At 69.1% G+C, this 13175-nt stretch carries 18 protein-coding genes and 1 pseudogene; 11 read left to right on the top strand and 8 right to left on the bottom strand.

Annotated elements, in window-relative coordinates:
• The 5 genes and pseudogenes from AB4Z46_RS34630 to AB4Z46_RS34610 form a co-directional block, all read left to right on the top strand.
• Positions 1 to 324, top strand: a pseudogene (locus tag AB4Z46_RS34630) (protease modulator HflC); the annotation flags it as partial.
• Between the two features lie 16 nt (positions 325 to 340).
• Positions 341 to 529 carry a DUF2065 domain-containing protein gene (locus AB4Z46_RS34625; protein ID WP_442288081.1) on the top strand — a complete coding sequence of 63 codons (189 nt, stop codon included), beginning with the start codon at positions 341 to 343 and terminating at the stop codon, positions 527 to 529.
• 46 nt (positions 530 to 575) lie between these two features.
• The gene (locus AB4Z46_RS34620) at positions 576 to 1745 is read left to right on the top strand and encodes an ATP phosphoribosyltransferase regulatory subunit (RefSeq protein ID WP_442288080.1); all 1170 of its coding nucleotides are present in this window, start codon (positions 576 to 578) and stop codon (positions 1743 to 1745) included.
• A gap of 18 nt (positions 1746 to 1763) precedes the next feature.
• The gene (locus AB4Z46_RS34615) at positions 1764 to 3095 is read left to right on the top strand and encodes an adenylosuccinate synthase (RefSeq protein ID WP_442288079.1); all 1332 of its coding nucleotides are present in this window, start codon (positions 1764 to 1766) and stop codon (positions 3093 to 3095) included.
• 28 nt (positions 3096 to 3123) lie between these two features.
• Positions 3124 to 3648, top strand: a complete 525-nt coding sequence (locus AB4Z46_RS34610; protein ID WP_442288078.1) for a phosphoribosyltransferase — start codon at positions 3124 to 3126, stop codon at positions 3646 to 3648.
• Positions 3649 to 3669: 21 nt separating this feature from the next.
• On the opposite strand, the gene AB4Z46_RS34605 is transcribed toward AB4Z46_RS34610, so the two are convergent.
• Together AB4Z46_RS34605 and AB4Z46_RS34600 are read right to left on the bottom strand one after the other, a co-directional pair.
• Complete coding sequence (locus AB4Z46_RS34605) at positions 3670 to 4107, bottom strand: VOC family protein (protein ID WP_442288077.1); 438 nt, start codon at positions 4105 to 4107, stop codon at positions 3670 to 3672.
• A complete protein-coding gene (locus tag AB4Z46_RS34600) occupies positions 4094 to 5008 on the bottom strand; it encodes a helix-turn-helix domain-containing protein (RefSeq protein WP_442288076.1) in 915 nt (304 codons plus the stop codon). Before AB4Z46_RS34600 ends, AB4Z46_RS34605 begins: the two co-directional genes overlap by 14 nt.
• Positions 5009 to 5057: 49 nt before the next feature.
• On the opposite strand from AB4Z46_RS34600, the gene AB4Z46_RS34595 reads away from it, so the two are divergent.
• Positions 5058 to 6251 carry a cystathionine beta-lyase gene (locus tag AB4Z46_RS34595; protein ID WP_442288075.1) on the top strand — a complete coding sequence of 398 codons (1194 nt, stop codon included), beginning with the start codon at positions 5058 to 5060 and terminating at the stop codon, positions 6249 to 6251.
• 153 nt (positions 6252 to 6404) lie between these two features.
• Complete coding sequence (locus AB4Z46_RS34590) at positions 6405 to 6608, top strand: hypothetical protein (protein WP_055796387.1); 204 nt, start codon at positions 6405 to 6407, stop codon at positions 6606 to 6608.
• A gap of 72 nt (positions 6609 to 6680) precedes the next feature.
• Here the strand turns inward: AB4Z46_RS34590 and AB4Z46_RS34585 are convergent, their stop codons facing one another.
• On the bottom strand, positions 6681 to 7385 hold the full coding sequence (locus tag AB4Z46_RS34585; protein WP_442288074.1) for an arylesterase: 705 nt from the start codon (positions 7383 to 7385) through the stop codon (positions 6681 to 6683).
• Here AB4Z46_RS34585 and AB4Z46_RS34580 point away from each other — a divergent pair.
• Genes AB4Z46_RS34580 through rlmB form a run of 3 tightly spaced genes read left to right on the top strand, consistent with a single transcriptional unit; the run spans position 7348 to position 9051 of the window.
• On the top strand, positions 7348 to 8058 hold the full coding sequence (locus AB4Z46_RS34580; protein ID WP_442288073.1) for an ABC transporter ATP-binding protein: 711 nt from the start codon (positions 7348 to 7350) through the stop codon (positions 8056 to 8058). The genes AB4Z46_RS34585 and AB4Z46_RS34580 overlap by 38 nt on opposite strands.
• A 26-nt stretch (positions 8059 to 8084) precedes the next feature.
• Positions 8085 to 8270, top strand: a complete 186-nt coding sequence (locus AB4Z46_RS34575) for a hypothetical protein (RefSeq protein WP_442288072.1) — start codon at positions 8085 to 8087, stop codon at positions 8268 to 8270.
• Positions 8271 to 8307: 37 nt separating this feature from the next.
• Positions 8308 to 9051, top strand: a complete 744-nt coding sequence (gene rlmB, locus AB4Z46_RS34570) for a 23S rRNA (guanosine(2251)-2'-O)-methyltransferase RlmB (protein WP_442288071.1) — start codon at positions 8308 to 8310, stop codon at positions 9049 to 9051.
• Between the two features lie 121 nt (positions 9052 to 9172).
• On the opposite strand, the gene AB4Z46_RS34565 is transcribed toward rlmB, so the two are convergent.
• Genes AB4Z46_RS34565 through AB4Z46_RS34550 form a run of 4 tightly spaced genes read right to left on the bottom strand, consistent with a single transcriptional unit; the run spans position 9173 to position 11815 of the window.
• The gene (locus AB4Z46_RS34565) at positions 9173 to 9649 is read right to left on the bottom strand and encodes a DUF3237 domain-containing protein (RefSeq protein WP_442288070.1); all 477 of its coding nucleotides are present in this window, start codon (positions 9647 to 9649) and stop codon (positions 9173 to 9175) included.
• A complete protein-coding gene (locus tag AB4Z46_RS34560) occupies positions 9646 to 10611 on the bottom strand; it encodes an aldo/keto reductase (RefSeq protein WP_442288069.1) in 966 nt (321 codons plus the stop codon). Before AB4Z46_RS34560 ends, AB4Z46_RS34565 begins: the two co-directional genes overlap by 4 nt.
• A 20-nt stretch (positions 10612 to 10631) precedes the next feature.
• Entirely contained in the window at positions 10632 to 11231 is a 600-nt protein-coding gene (locus tag AB4Z46_RS34555) for a chromate transporter (protein WP_442288068.1), read from the bottom strand.
• Positions 11228 to 11815 carry a chromate transporter gene (locus tag AB4Z46_RS34550; RefSeq protein ID WP_442288067.1) on the bottom strand — a complete coding sequence of 196 codons (588 nt, stop codon included), beginning with the start codon at positions 11813 to 11815 and terminating at the stop codon, positions 11228 to 11230. Before AB4Z46_RS34550 ends, AB4Z46_RS34555 begins: the two co-directional genes overlap by 4 nt.
• Positions 11816 to 11904: 89 nt before the next feature.
• Here AB4Z46_RS34550 and AB4Z46_RS34545 point away from each other — a divergent pair, with 89 nt between their 5' ends.
• Complete coding sequence (locus AB4Z46_RS34545; RefSeq protein WP_442288066.1) at positions 11905 to 12822, top strand: YihY/virulence factor BrkB family protein; 918 nt, start codon at positions 11905 to 11907, stop codon at positions 12820 to 12822.
• Here the strand turns inward: AB4Z46_RS34545 and AB4Z46_RS34540 are convergent.
• Positions 12819 to 13175: methyl-accepting chemotaxis protein (locus tag AB4Z46_RS34540; RefSeq protein ID WP_442288065.1), on the bottom strand; the 357-nt coding region annotated here is incomplete at its 5' end. The genes AB4Z46_RS34545 and AB4Z46_RS34540 overlap by 4 nt on opposite strands.

Raw genomic sequence — 13175 nt, 5'->3', positions numbered from 1 at the left:
AAGCGGGTGGCCAACGAGCTGCGTTCCACCGGCTTCGCCGAGGGCGAGAAGATCCGCGCCGACGCCGACCGCCAGCGCGAGGTGATCGTTGCCAATGCCTACCGCGACGCCCAGAAGATCAAGGGCGAGGGCGACGGCCGCGCCGCCGGCATCTATGCCGAGGCCTTCGGCCGCGATCCGCAGTTCGCGCTGTTCTACCGCAGCCTGGACGCCTACAAGCAGAGCTTCAACAAGAAGAGCGATGTGATGGTGCTGGACCCCTCGTCGGAGTTCTTCCGGGCCATGCAGGGCTCCGGCTCGACCAGCAACGCGCCGCGTCGCTGAACACGGCTGCAGCCAAGTGGACAGCGACACTTTCTGGAGCGCGCTGGCCCTGGTCCTGGTGATCGAGGGTCTGCTGCCGCTCCTGTCCCCGGGCGGCTGGCGGCGCGGCTTCGGCCAGCTCATGCAGTTGCGCGACGGCCAGCTTCGTTTCTTCGGCCTGTGCAGCATTCTTCTGGGTCTGATCCTGCTCTGGCTCCTGGGGTGATTCACGGGCCCGGTAGAATCCCGGTTTAACCACGCCCCCGATCTCCATGTCCGCCTGGGTCCTCCCGGATCACATTGCCGATGTGCTGCCTTCCGAGGCGCGCCACATCGAAGAACTTCGACGCCAGCTGCTCGACACCGCCCGTGGCTATGGCTACGAGCTGGTGATGCCGCCGTTGCTCGAGCATCTCGAATCCCTCCTGTCCGGTACCGGCGAAGCCCTCGACCTGCAGACCTTCAAGCTGGTCGACCAGCTGTCGGGACGCAGCATGGGCCTGCGCGCCGACACCACGCCGCAGGTCGCGCGCATCGATGCCCACCTGCTCAACCGTGCGGGCGTGGCGCGGCTGTGCTACTGCGGTCCGGTGGTCCATACCCGGCCCGACCGCCCGCACGCGACGCGCGAGCCGCTGCAATTCGGCGCCGAGATCTACGGCCACGCGGGGCTCGAAGCCGACACCGAGATCCTGCGCCTGGCACTCGACTGCCTGCGGGCGGCCGGCGTGACCGGACGGCCGCAGGCGCCCGTGATCGTCGACCTGGCCGACGCCCGCATCGTGCGCTCGCTGTTTGCCGGCGTGACGGCGGATGCCGCCATGATCGCGCGCGTTCATGCGGCACTGGCGGCCAAGGACGCGAGCACGCTGCGCGAGCTCACCGCCGGCTTCCCGGCGCCTTCGCGAGACAGCCTGCTGGCGCTGGTGCAGCTCTATGGCGATGCGGCGGTGCTCGACGAAGCGGCCCGGGTGCTGCCCGACAGCCCGGGCATCCGGGCGGCACTGTCCGACCTGAAGCAGCTCGCCGCCCGCCTGGACGGCGCGCGCGTCAGCTTCGACCTGGCGGACCTGCGCGGCTACGCCTATTACAGCGGCATGCGCTTCGGCATCTACACCGACGGCGCCAGCGACTCGCTGGTGCGCGGCGGGCGCTACGACGAGGTCGGGGCCGTGTTTGGCCGCAACCGTCCGGCCGTCGGCTTCAGCCTCGATGTCCGCGAGCTGGTCGCGGCGCTGCCGGCGCGGCCGTTGCGGGCCGCGATCCGGGCGCCCTGGAGCGATGCCGAAGCCCTCAACAAGGCCATCGCCGCATTGCGCGGCGAGGGCGAGACCGTGGTCTGCGTGCTGCCGGGCCACGACAGCGAGATCGACGAATTCCATTGCGACCGCGAGCTCGTCGAATCCGGCGGCCAGTGGCGCGTGCAAGCCATCCGAATCTGATCTGAGAAGAGAGTCATCATGAGCGTTACCACCGGAAGAAACGTGGTCGTCGTCGGCACCCAGTGGGGCGACGAGGGCAAGGGCAAACTGGTCGACTGGCTGACCGAGAGCGCGCAGGGCGTGGTGCGCTTCCAGGGCGGCCACAATGCCGGCCACACGCTGGTCATCAACGGCGTCAAGACCGCGCTGCACCTGATCCCCAGCGGCATCATGCGGCCCGGCGTCAAGTGCTACATCGGCAACGGCGTGGTGGTCTCGGCGGCCAAGCTGTTCGAGGAGATTGAAGGCCTCGAGAAGGCCGGCGTCGAGGTGCGTTCGCGGCTGCGCGTCAGCGAGGCCTGCCCGCTGATCCTGCCGTTCCACGCCGCGCTCGACATCGCGCGCGAGGCCTACCGCGAGAAGGGCGGCATCGAGAAGATCGGCACCACCGGCCGCGGCATCGGCCCGGCCTACGAGGACAAGATCGCGCGCCGCGCGCTGCGCGTGCAGGACCTGAAGCACCCCGAGCGCTTCGCCACCAAGCTGCGCGTGCTGCTGGAGCTGCACAACCACGTGCTGACCCAGGTGCTGAGCGCGCCGGCGATCGACTTCGACACGGTCTACGACGAGGCGATGCGCCACGCCGAACTGCTCAAGCCGATGATGGCCGACGTCTCGCGCGAGCTCAACGACGCGCATCGCGCGGGCGCCAACCTGCTGTTCGAGGGCGCGCAGGGCACCTTGCTCGACGTCGACCACGGCACCTATCCGTATGTGACCTCCAGCAATTGCGTGGCGGGCAATGCGGCGGCCGGTTCGGGCGTCGGCCCCGGCATGCTCCACTATGTGCTCGGCATCACCAAGGCCTACTGCACGCGCGTCGGCGGCGGCCCGTTCCCGACCGAACTCGACTGGGCGAAGCCCGGCACCGTCGGCTATCACCTGAGCACCGTGGGCGCCGAAAAGGGCGTGACCACGGGGCGAAGCCGCCGCTGCGGCTGGTTCGACGCCGCGCTGCTCAAGCGCTCGGCCCAGGTCAACGGCCTGAGCGGCCTGTGCATCACCAAGCTCGACGTGCTCGACGGCCTCGAGGAACTTCAGCTTTGCACCGGCTACTACCTGGATGGCGAATACACCGACATCCTGCCGATGGGCGCCGACGAGATCGAGCGCTGCACGCCGGTCTACGAGAAGCTCGAAGGCTGGAGCGACAGCACCGTGGGCGTGACCCAGTACGACAAGCTGCCGATCAATGCGCGGCTGTACCTGCAGCGCATCGAGCAGGTCACGGGGGTGCCGATCCACATGGTGTCGACCAGCCCCGATCGCGATCACACGATCATGATGCGCCACCCCTATCTCGCCGATTGAACCACCACCCCCGCTGGAGCCCAGACCCATGTTGACCGAAGACGGCAAGCACCTCTACGTGAGCTACGACGAGTATCACAACCTGATCGAGAAGCTCGCGATCAAGGTGCATCAGTCAGGCTGGCATTTCGACACCATCCTGTGCCTGGCGCGCGGCGGCCTGCGGCCCGGCGACGTGCTGTCGCGGATCTTCGACAAGCCGCTGGCGATCATGTCGACCAGCTCGTACCGGGCCGACGCCGGCACGGTGCAGGGCCACCTCGACATCGCGCGCTTCATCACCACGCCCAAGGGCGAGATCGCGGGCAAGGTGCTGCTGGTCGACGACCTCGCGGATTCGGGCCACACGCTGCACGCCGTGGTGGAGCAGCTCAAGAGCAACTACAAGCCGATCACCGAGTTGCGCAGCGCGGTGCTCTGGACCAAGGCGCTGTCGACCTTCACGCCCGACTACTCGGTGGAGTTCCTGCAGACCAATCCGTGGATCCATCAGCCCTTCGAGGGGTACGACTCGCTGGGTGCCGAGAAGCTGCTCGAGAAATGGTCGGTCTGATTCAGGCCGGGCCGATCGGTCTCATTTGAGCTCTTCCGTGTAGCGCTTCTGCATCTCGGCTGTGTCTACTTCCTCGATGGCGTGGCCGACGTTCCAGCGGTGTCCGAAGGGGCAACGGAAGGTACCGGAGCGCTCGCCGTAGAAGTGGTCCTCGACGGGCATCTCCAGCGTCGCGCCAGCCTTCAGTGCCCGCTCGACCAGCGCATCCGCGTTGTCCACGTGCAGGTGCAGCGTCACTGGCGTGGCGCCGATCGTGGTGGCGCTCCGAATGCCGTATTCGGGGAACTCGTCGCACAGCATCACGACGGTGCCGCCGAAGTCGAGCTCGGCATGGCCGATTCGGCCGCTGGGCTCGGCCAGCCGGAATTTCTCGGTCGCGCCGAAGACCTCGCCGTAGAAGGCGATGGCGGCGGCCGTGTCCTTCACGCAGAGATACGGGAACAGTTCATGGACGGTCATCCTGGAGTCCTCGATGAAGCGGTATGGGTGAGATTCTGGACCTGCCCGCGCCCGCTGTATTGAACGAAGTTGACCTCTCGATGCGGACATGGTTCGGCGCGCTGGGGGCCGCCCGGCGATAGGCCTGCGGGGTCATGCCGGCGAAGTCGCCGAACTCGCGGATGAAATGCGACTGGTCGCTGTAGCCCATCGCCTGGGCGAGTTCGGCCCAGGGCAGGGCGATGGTCCCCGGGGCCGCGGTCAGCAGGCGCTGGAGGCGCAGGACGCGCTGCAGGCGCTTCGGCGCCAGCCCTGCGGCCTCCCTGAACAAGCCGACGAAATGCCGATGGCTGTAGCCGCTGGCGCGAACCAGTTCGCGCACCGGGGTGCCGTCGACCAGGCCGCGCAGGCCCAGCGCCACGGCCGGATGCAGCGCATGCGGCTGCTGAGCCAGGCGCCGGGTCAGCATCGCTTCCAGGGCGTTCAGCCGGGCCTCGGGCGTCGGGAGGTCATGGAGCAGTTCGAGCGCTTCGGCGGCTTTCGCGCCCCACAGCGCATCGAGCGGCGTGTGGCGCTCGGCCAGTGCCGACGCCGGCATGCCGAACAGCGCCCAGGCGGCGCCCGGACGAAGCTGCACGCCCACCGAGGTGGGCGGCATCGACACCTCGCGCGCATAGAAGGCCGAACGGGCGCCGCCCACGATCGCGTGGCCCAGCGTCCAGCCGGCGCTGTCGGCCGCATCGGCGAAGAGCCGCAGCGGCGCGGCGCAAAGCCTGAACACCAGGTGCATGTCGCCGGTCGGCAGGACATGTTCGCGATGGGGCGCCCGGCTCGCATCCGCGCCCGCGAGGCCGGGCTCGCTCGCCCACATCGAACGAACGAAGGGCCGCAGCCAGGGAGGCGGGATGCGCGTCAGCAGCATGCTTTCCATTGTCCGCGCTGGCGCCGATCCGGTCGACTAGCATGGAGGGATGCGAAAGCCCATTACCGACCTGATCCATCATCCCTACGCCCCACCGGCCCATTTTGCGGCGCCCCAGCCCGGTGTGTTCAAGGCCTCGACCGTATTCTTCGCCGACGTCGCCGCCATGCGCGCGCGCGACTGGAGGACCAAGGCCGGCTACACCTACGGGCTGCACGGCACGCCGACCACCTTCACGCTCGAGGAGCGGCTCGCCGCGCTGGAGGGCGGCACCGAATGCCTGCTGGTGCCCAGCGGGCTGGCGGCGATCGCCCTGGTGTCGTTCGCGCTGCTGAAGGCCGGCGACGAGGTGCTGATCCCGGACAACGCCTACGGCCCGAACAAGGCGCTGGCCACCGGCGAACTCGCCAACTTCGGCATCACCCATCGGCTCTACGACGCGATGAACCCGGCCGATCTCGCGGCCAAGCTGTCGGACCGCACCAAGCTGGTCTGGGTGGAGGCGGCCGGCTCGGTCACGATGGAGTTCCCGGATCTGCCGGCGCTGGTCGAGGCCTGTCGGGCCCGCGGCGTGGTCACCGCGCTGGACAACACCTGGGGCGCCGGCCTGGCCTTCGCGCCCTTCGATTTCAATGGCAGCGGGCAGGGCGTCGACATCTCCGTCCATGCGCTCACCAAGTACCCGAGCGGCGGCGGCGATGTGCTGATGGGCAGCGTGGTCACCCGCGACGAGCGCCTGCACCGCGCGCTCAAGCTCACGCACATGCGCATGGGCTTCGGCATCGGGGTCGGCGACGTCGAGACCCTGCTGCGTTCGCTGCCGAGCATGGCGCTGCGCTACGAGGCGCACGACCGGAGCGCGCGCGAGCTCGCCCGCTGGCTCGAAGGCCGGCCCGAGATCGCGCAGGTGCTGCACCCCGCGCTCGAGGGCTCGCCCGGGCATGCGCACTGGCTGCGGCTCTGCGGGGCGACCGATCTCGCGGCAGGCCTGTTCTCGGTGGTGTTCGACGCCCGCTATGGCAGCGAGCAGATCGACCGTTTCTGCGACAGCCTGGCGCTGTTCCGGCTCGGCTATTCCTGGGGCGGGCCGATCAGCCTGGTGGTGCCCTACGACATCGGACTGATGCGCGACGCCGCGGTCGCCAGATGGCCGCACAAGGGCACGCTGGTGCGCTTCTCGATCGGCCTGGAGGATGTGGGCGACCTGCGCGCCGACCTCGAACAGGCGCTGGCGGCGCTGTGAAACGCCCCCACGCACTGTCACTTCGTGTAAGTGCTGCCCGGAGGGGGCCCAGGCCGCCTTGGGGCGGCCCGGCGGCGGTCTGAACCGCCCTCGATATCGCGTACAGTCTGACCATGTGCAGTCACCGTGACTGTCTCGCCCGAAGGAGAAGCAGTGGCAACACCAAATTACGGCTACGAAAAGCGCCAGAAAGAGCTGGCAAAGAAGAAAAAGAAGGAAGAGAAACTGCGGGAGAAGGCCAACCGCAAGCTCAGCCCCAGCAGTGACGGGCTTGCCCCGGGCGATCCTGAAACCGACGTCGCATCGCTGGAACGCGATCCGCCGACGGTGCCCGAACTGCCCACCAAGAACGGCTGAGCCGTTCCGGCGTCGACCTTTGAAAAGCCGCCGCGGCCGTGCGCCGCGGCGGCTTTTTGCTTGGTCGGCGGCTCACTTGGGCAGCATCTTGCGCAGCGTGGGCCAGATGTTGTCGAGCATCCGCGGCTGCGCGGCCGCGGTCGGGTGGATGCGATCGGCCTGGAACAGCACCGCGGCATCGGGCCCGTCTGCGACGCCCTTCAGGAGGAAGGGCACCAGCGGCGCCTTGGTCGCGGCGGCCACCTTGGCGAACAGCGCCTCGAAGCGGCGCGTGTAGTCGCTGCCGTAATTCGGCGGTACCTGGATGCCGACCAGCAGCACCTGGGCGCCCGCGGCCTGCGCGGTCCGTGTCATCTGCAGCAGGTTGTCCTCGGTGCTCGCCAGTGGCAGGCCGCGCAGCGCGTCGTTGGCGCCCAGCTCGAGCACCACGTGGGTCGGCTGGTGCTGTGCCAGAAGGTTGGGCAAGCGGGCCCGGCCGCCGGCGCTGGTGTCGCCGCTGATGCTGGCGTTGACCACCGTGGCCGCGACCTTCTGCTGCGCCAGGCGCTGGTCGAGCAGTGGCACCCAGCCTTCGCCGCGCTTGAGGCCGTATTCGGCCGACAGCGAATCGCCGACCACCAGGATCAACGGCTGTTTGCCCGCCGCGGCCTGCGCTTCGGCAGCCAGCCATGACCCCGCATTCGCGGCCAGGGCGCCGCTCAAGATAAAGTGACGTCGATTCACCACGCGAAACCTTTCAATGTCCTCATTCCGAACCGATGACCGAGCCGATGCCATCGTTGCCGTCGAGCATGTCTTCAAGTCCGTCACCGATTCCACCGGAACGCTGGACATTCTGCAGGACATCGATTTCACCCTGGGCGCGAAGGAGACGGCGGCGATCGTCGGCGCCTCGGGCTCGGGCAAGAGCACGCTGCTGTCGATCGTCGCCGGCCTCGACACGCCCACCCGCGGCACCGTCAAGCTTGGCGGCGAGGACCTGTTCGCGATCGACGAAGACGAGCGCGCGGCCCTGCGGGCCCAGAAGGTCGGCTTCGTGTTCCAGAGTTTCCAGCTGCTCGGCAACCTGAGCGCGCTCGAGAACGTGATGCTGCCACTCGAACTGGCCGATCGCAAGGATGCCCGCAAGGCAGCCACCGAGATGCTCGGCCGCGTCGGCCTGGGCCAGCGGCTGGGCCACTACCCCAAGGTACTGTCGGGCGGCGAGCAGCAGCGCGTGGCACTGGCCCGGGCCTTCGTGGTCCAGCCGGCGCTGCTGCTGGCCGACGAACCCACCGGCAGCCTCGATTTCGCCACCGGCGAGCAGGTCATGCGGCTGATGTTCGACCTCAACCGCGAACTGGGCACCACGCTCGTGCTCGTCACGCACGACCGCGGCATTGCCGCCCAGTGCGAACGCAAGATCACGATCGAGGCCGGGCGCGTGGCGCTCGACGGGCGCAGCGCCTGAGCGGTGGCATCAGGGGGATCACGGCCATGAAGAAACCCTCATCCGACAGCGAAGACGACGAAGACACTGCGTTCGGCGGGCTGGCGCCCCGCGACGGGCCGGAACCCGCGCCCGGACATCGTGGCGGACCGCGCCGATGGCGCGTGGCGGCCGGTGTCCTGGCCATTGCCCTGGTCGTTCTCGCCCTGTGGTATTTCGGCGGCCGGTCCTGAAGAGGGCCGCATGTCCCGGGGGCTCGATAATCCCCGCATGTCTTCCCCTAAAGTGATCTTCGGCTTCCATGCCGTGGGCGTGCGCATCAAGACCGCGCCGAAATCGGTGATCGAGGTGCTGTTCGATGCCAGCCGGCGCGACGCGCGCATGCGGCAATTCGTCGCCCGTGCTCAGGAGGCCGGCGTGCGGCTGGTCGAGGCCGATGGCCTGCGCCTGTCCAAGCTCAGCGGCAGCCACGGCCACCAGGGCGTGGCCGCGCGCGTCGAGCCCGTGGCCCAGACCCACTCGATCGACGAGCTCCTCGAGGGCCTCGAAGCGGCAGGCACAGTGCCCCTGCTGCTGGTGCTCGACGGCGTGACCGACCCGCACAACCTGGGCGCCTGCCTGCGCGTGGCCGACGGCGCCGGGGCCCACGCGGTGATCGCACCGAAAGACCACGCAGCGGGCATCAACGCCACGGTGGCCAAGGTGGCGAGCGGGGCGGCCGAGACCGTGCCCTATTTCATGGTGACCAACCTGGCGCGCACGCTCGGCGAGCTCAAGGAGCGCAACATCTGGTGCGTCGGCACCAGCGACGACGCGCCCGGCACGCTGTACCAGTGCGACCTGAAGCGTCCCCTCGCGATGGTGCTGGGCGCCGAGGGCGAGGGCATGCGGCAGCTCACGCGCAAGACCTGCGACGAGCTGGTGAGCATCCCGATGGCGGGCGCGGTCGAAAGCCTCAACGTCTCGGTGGCCAGCGGCATCTGTCTCTACGAAGCCATGCGCCAAAGGGGGTGAAGCTCGCCCCCCAGGTTGGCTCACTTCGTGTAGCCGCCCACCCCCTGCCGGGGGCGACACCGGCGGCCTGGCAAAGCCAGTTCCGCGGTGTCCCACCAACGGGCCTGGCTGCGCCGGCCGGTCAGGGGAGGGTGAAGAAGCGCATCACGACCTGGGTGGGGTGCCTTACACCGACGCCGACGAACATCCGCTCGGTGATCCAGCCCAGGGTCGGGGACGAGGTCTCGAAGCGCGGATTGCAGCGGAAATAGACCTGGGCCGGGTCGACCGGCTCGCCGCGCAGCAGCTTGGCCATGACCTCGGCCGGCGCCGAACGGACCGCATGGTTCTGCACGTAGATCAGGTCGCCGGCGTCGGTCTCGAGGCCGTAGCGGGCGTCGAGTTCGGACAGCGTGTCGCTCACGATCAGCTGGAAATCGGTGCCGCCGGGCAAGACCCGCGCGGTCCAGCCGTGGCCGCGGGCCTCCCCGCCGGTGATCGGCACCAGTCGCCGCATGCCGCGCGGGCCATGGCTCAGGACCTGGGGGTGTCCGACTTCGACCGTCAGGTCGGCGAAATACGCGAGTGCCGGCGGTGCCAGCGGGTCGGGCGAATTCATGGGCGCACGGTTTCGGCACTGGCCGCGTCCAGCGCCGCGATCGTTTCGGGCGCCAGCCGCAACGTGGCGGCCACCACCAGCTCGTCGAGCTGCTTCATCGAGGTGGCGCTGGCAATCGGGGCGGTGATCGCGGGGCGCGCGATCTGCCAGGCAATCGCCACCTGGCCCACCGTCGCGCCGTGAGTCGTGGCGGCGGCATCGAGCGCGGCGAGGATGCGCAGCCCGCGCGGGTTCAGGTACTTCTTTGTCGTGCTGGCACCGCGCGCGCTCTTGGCGGCATCGGCCTCGCTGCGGTACTTGCCCGTGAGGAAGCCGGCTGCGAGCGCGTAGAAATTGATCACGCCGACACCGCGCTCGAGGCACAGCGGTTCCAGCGCGTCCTCGAACACGGCGCGGTCGTAGAGGTTGTAGAGCGGCTGCAGGCTCTCGTAGCGCGGGAGCCTCTGCTTCTCGGCGACATCCAGCGCCTCGGCCAGGCGCGGCGCGCTGAAGTTCGAGGCCCCGATCGCGCGCACCTTGCCGGCCTGGATCAATGCGGCGAAGGCCTCGGCAGTGTCCGAGAGCGGCGTTTCCGGGTCGTCGTCGTGCGACTGGTAGAGGTCGATGTGGTCGGTCTTGAGGCGCCGCAGCGACGCGTCCACCGCCTCGCGGATGTAGGCCGGGGACAGCCCCTTCTTGCCTTCCCCCATCGGCTTGCCGAGCTTGGTCGCGAGAACGACACGGTGGCGCTTGCCGGTCTGGCGGAGCCACTTGCCGATCAGGGTTTCGGATTCGCCGCCGCTGTGGCCCGGCACCCAGCTCGAATAGACGTCGGCGGTGTCGACGAAGTTGAAGCCCGCGTCGAGCCAGGCATCGAGCAGCCGGAACGAGAGCGCCTCGTCCACGGTCCAGCCGAAGACGTTGCCGCCGAATGCCAGCGGGGAGACTTGGAGGCCGGAGCGGCCCAGGGGTCGAAGTTGCATGGAACAGCCTTGTGGATGGATCAGACGAAGCCGAGGGCGCCGAGCAGCGCGCCGGCCCCCAGCAGCCACAGCAGGTGGATACGGGTTCGCCAGACGATAAACGCCGCCACGCCGGTCAACAGCCACAGGTGCCAGGCGGGCGCGTTGCCGGCATGGTTACCCGCGGCCAGCACCCAGCCGGTGGCGACCAGCAGGCCGATGACGATCGGCGCCATGCCCTGCTTGAAGGCGCGCACCTCGCGCCGCGTGCGGTTGCGATGGCCCCAGCGGGTCGCGAAGTAGGTCAGGGTGGTGCTGGGCAGCATGATGCCGACCATCGTGACCGCCAGGCCCAGGAGGCCGAGCAGCCACGCCTGGGGGCCGGCGCCGATGCCGCCGCCGGCATTCAGGCCGACGTTCCAGCCCATCAGCGCGACGAACAGCACGTTGGGGCCCGGCGCGGCCTGGGCGATCGCGACCGAGGAGCTGAACTGGGCGTCGGTGAGCCAGCCGTGGTCGCTCACCAGATAGCGGTGCATGTCGGGCACGGTGGTGATGGCGCCGCTGATCGAGAGCAGCGAAAGCATCAGGTACTGGGCGAACAGGGACAGCCAGTCCTGCCAGTGCATTGCGATGGTCATTCGCCGATCTTTCGCCAGGTCCAGGCGCAGGCCACGCCGCCGACCGCGAGCAGCACCCAGCCGAGCGGGATGTGGGCCAGCGCGATGGCGGCGAACACCAGCGCCGTCAGCGCCAGGCAGGTGCCGAAGCCGAGCGGATGCTTGCGCAGCTGGGGGATCAGCTTGATGCCGGTGGCGGCGATCAGCCCGCCGGCCACCGCGCCCATGCCGCGCAGGGCGCCGGCCACCTCGGGATTGGCGGCGAAGCGGGCATAGGCCACCGCCAGCACGAGGATCACGCCGAGCGGCACGAGCAGCATGCCGGCCAGGGCCGCGAGCGCGCCGCGCAGGCCGAAATGGCGGTCGCCGAACATCAGTGCCAGGTTGATCACATTGGGCCCCGGCAGCACCTGGGCCACGGCCCAGTCCTCGAGGAACTCGTCGGCGGTGAGCCAACGCTTTTTCTCGACCATTTCGCGCTGGACGATGGCGAGCACGCCGCCGAAGCCCTGCAGTGCGAGCCAGGTGAACGAAACGAACAGGTCGCGCGGAGACTGGGGTCGTGGGCGGTCGGGCGCCGCCGCATGAGGAGAGGCCGGGTGCATGTGGGGCGATTATCGTGGGCCGGCCACTTCGGCGCGGACTGGCGCGACGTCCGACGCGGGACCGCCTCGGTTGCTGCGAAACTCCGGCCATGAATGCACGCGCGGTTTTCGACCTCTTCAAGCAGTCCGTGGCCTCGTGGCGGGCCGACTACGCCCCCAGCATGGGCGCCGCGCTGGCTTACTACACGGTGTTCTCCGTGGCGCCGCTGATCCTGATCGTGATCTCAGTGGTCGGCCTGGTGTTCGGCGAGGAGGCCGCTCGTGGCGAGATCCTCGATCAGCTCTCCGAACTGATGGGGGCCGACGGCGCGCGGGCGGTCCAGACGATGCTGGAAGCACTCAACAGGCCGACCCAGGGCATCGTCGGCACCGTGGTCGGCGTCGGTCTACTGGTGGTCGGTGCGACCACGGTGTTCGGCGAACTGCAGGACGCCTTCGACCGCATCTGGCGCGCGCCGGCGCGCGACGAGAGCGGCGGGCTGCTGTCGCTCATGCGCACGCGGCTGCTCTCGTTCAGCATGATCATGGGGATCGGCTTCCTGCTGATCGTGTCGCTGGTGGTCAACGCGGCACTGGCGGCCCTGGGCGAATGGTGGGCGCCGCTCTTCGGCGGCTGGGCCACCCTGGCGCAGAACGTCAATTCGGTCTTCGGCTTCGCCACGGTGACCGTGGGCTTCGCGATGATCTACAAGGTCATGCCGCGCGCAAGCGTCCAGTGGCGCGACGTGTGGGTGGGGGCGGCCGTGACCGCCGTGCTGTTCACCGTGGGCAAGTACCTGATCGGCCTGTACATCGGCACCGCCGGCATCGGGTCAGGCTATGGGGCCGCCGGTTCGCTGGTTGTGGTGCTGGTGTGGGTCTACTACTCGGCGCAGATCTTCCTGCTGGGGGTCGAGTTCACCTGGGTCTACGCCCACACCTACGGGTCGCTCAAGGGGGTTCCGCGGCCCGGGCCCGGGCGTTCGCCGGTGCGGGATGAGGAGCCGGGCAAGCCAACCGGGGTCTAGAACTCTTCCCAATCGCCCGCCGGGGCGGCCGCGTTGGCGGCCGTGGCCGACGGGCGCCGGGGCGCCTCGGCCTTGGCGGACTGCGCCGGCGTTCGGCGTACCGGGACTGCCGCGGGGCGCGAATGCCCGAGCTTGAAGACGCTGACGGCGCGCGACAACTGGCTCGCCTGATCCTGCAGCGAGCCCGCCGCCGCGCTCGCCTGTTCCACCAGCGCCGCGTTCTGCTGCGTCACCTGGTCCATCTGCGTGATCGCCTGGTTGATCTGCTCGATCCCCGAGGTCTGCTCCTGGCTCGCCGCCGTGATCTCGCCCATGATGTCGGTCACCCGCTTCACGCTGTCCACGATCTCCTC

Source organism: Variovorax sp. M-6, from assembly GCF_052114385.1.
Lineage (GTDB): Bacteria > Pseudomonadota > Gammaproteobacteria > Burkholderiales > Burkholderiaceae_C > Variovorax.
The sequence above is the reverse complement of the archived record's forward strand: the minus strand, read 5'-3'. Positions and strand labels throughout refer to the sequence as shown.

Coding starts and splice junctions, on each gene's coding strand:
- AB4Z46_RS34620 (WP_442288080.1), top strand. CDS start 576: ATGTCCGCCTGGGTCCTCCCGGATCACATTGCCGATGTGCTGCCTTCC.
- AB4Z46_RS34615 (WP_442288079.1), top strand. CDS start 1,764: ATGAGCGTTACCACCGGAAGAAACGTGGTCGTCGTCGGCACCCAGTGG.
- AB4Z46_RS34610 (WP_442288078.1), top strand. CDS start 3,124: ATGTTGACCGAAGACGGCAAGCACCTCTACGTGAGCTACGACGAGTAT.
- AB4Z46_RS34605 (WP_442288077.1), bottom strand. CDS start 4,107: ATGACCGTCCATGAACTGTTCCCGTATCTCTGCGTGAAGGACACGGCC.
- AB4Z46_RS34600 (WP_442288076.1), bottom strand. CDS start 5,008: ATGCTGCTGACGCGCATCCCGCCTCCCTGGCTGCGGCCCTTCGTTCGT.
- AB4Z46_RS34595 (WP_442288075.1), top strand. CDS start 5,058: ATGCGAAAGCCCATTACCGACCTGATCCATCATCCCTACGCCCCACCG.
- AB4Z46_RS34580 (WP_442288073.1), top strand. CDS start 7,348: ATGTCCTCATTCCGAACCGATGACCGAGCCGATGCCATCGTTGCCGTC.
- AB4Z46_RS34585 (WP_442288074.1), bottom strand. CDS start 7,385: ATGGCATCGGCTCGGTCATCGGTTCGGAATGAGGACATTGAAAGGTTT.
- AB4Z46_RS34575 (WP_442288072.1), top strand. CDS start 8,085: ATGAAGAAACCCTCATCCGACAGCGAAGACGACGAAGACACTGCGTTC.
- rlmB (WP_442288071.1), top strand. CDS start 8,308: ATGTCTTCCCCTAAAGTGATCTTCGGCTTCCATGCCGTGGGCGTGCGC.
- AB4Z46_RS34565 (WP_442288070.1), bottom strand. CDS start 9,649: ATGAATTCGCCCGACCCGCTGGCACCGCCGGCACTCGCGTATTTCGCC.
- AB4Z46_RS34560 (WP_442288069.1), bottom strand. CDS start 10,611: ATGCAACTTCGACCCCTGGGCCGCTCCGGCCTCCAAGTCTCCCCGCTG.
- AB4Z46_RS34555 (WP_442288068.1), bottom strand. CDS start 11,231: ATGACCATCGCAATGCACTGGCAGGACTGGCTGTCCCTGTTCGCCCAG.
- AB4Z46_RS34550 (WP_442288067.1), bottom strand. CDS start 11,815: ATGCACCCGGCCTCTCCTCATGCGGCGGCGCCCGACCGCCCACGACCC.
- AB4Z46_RS34545 (WP_442288066.1), top strand. CDS start 11,905: ATGAATGCACGCGCGGTTTTCGACCTCTTCAAGCAGTCCGTGGCCTCG.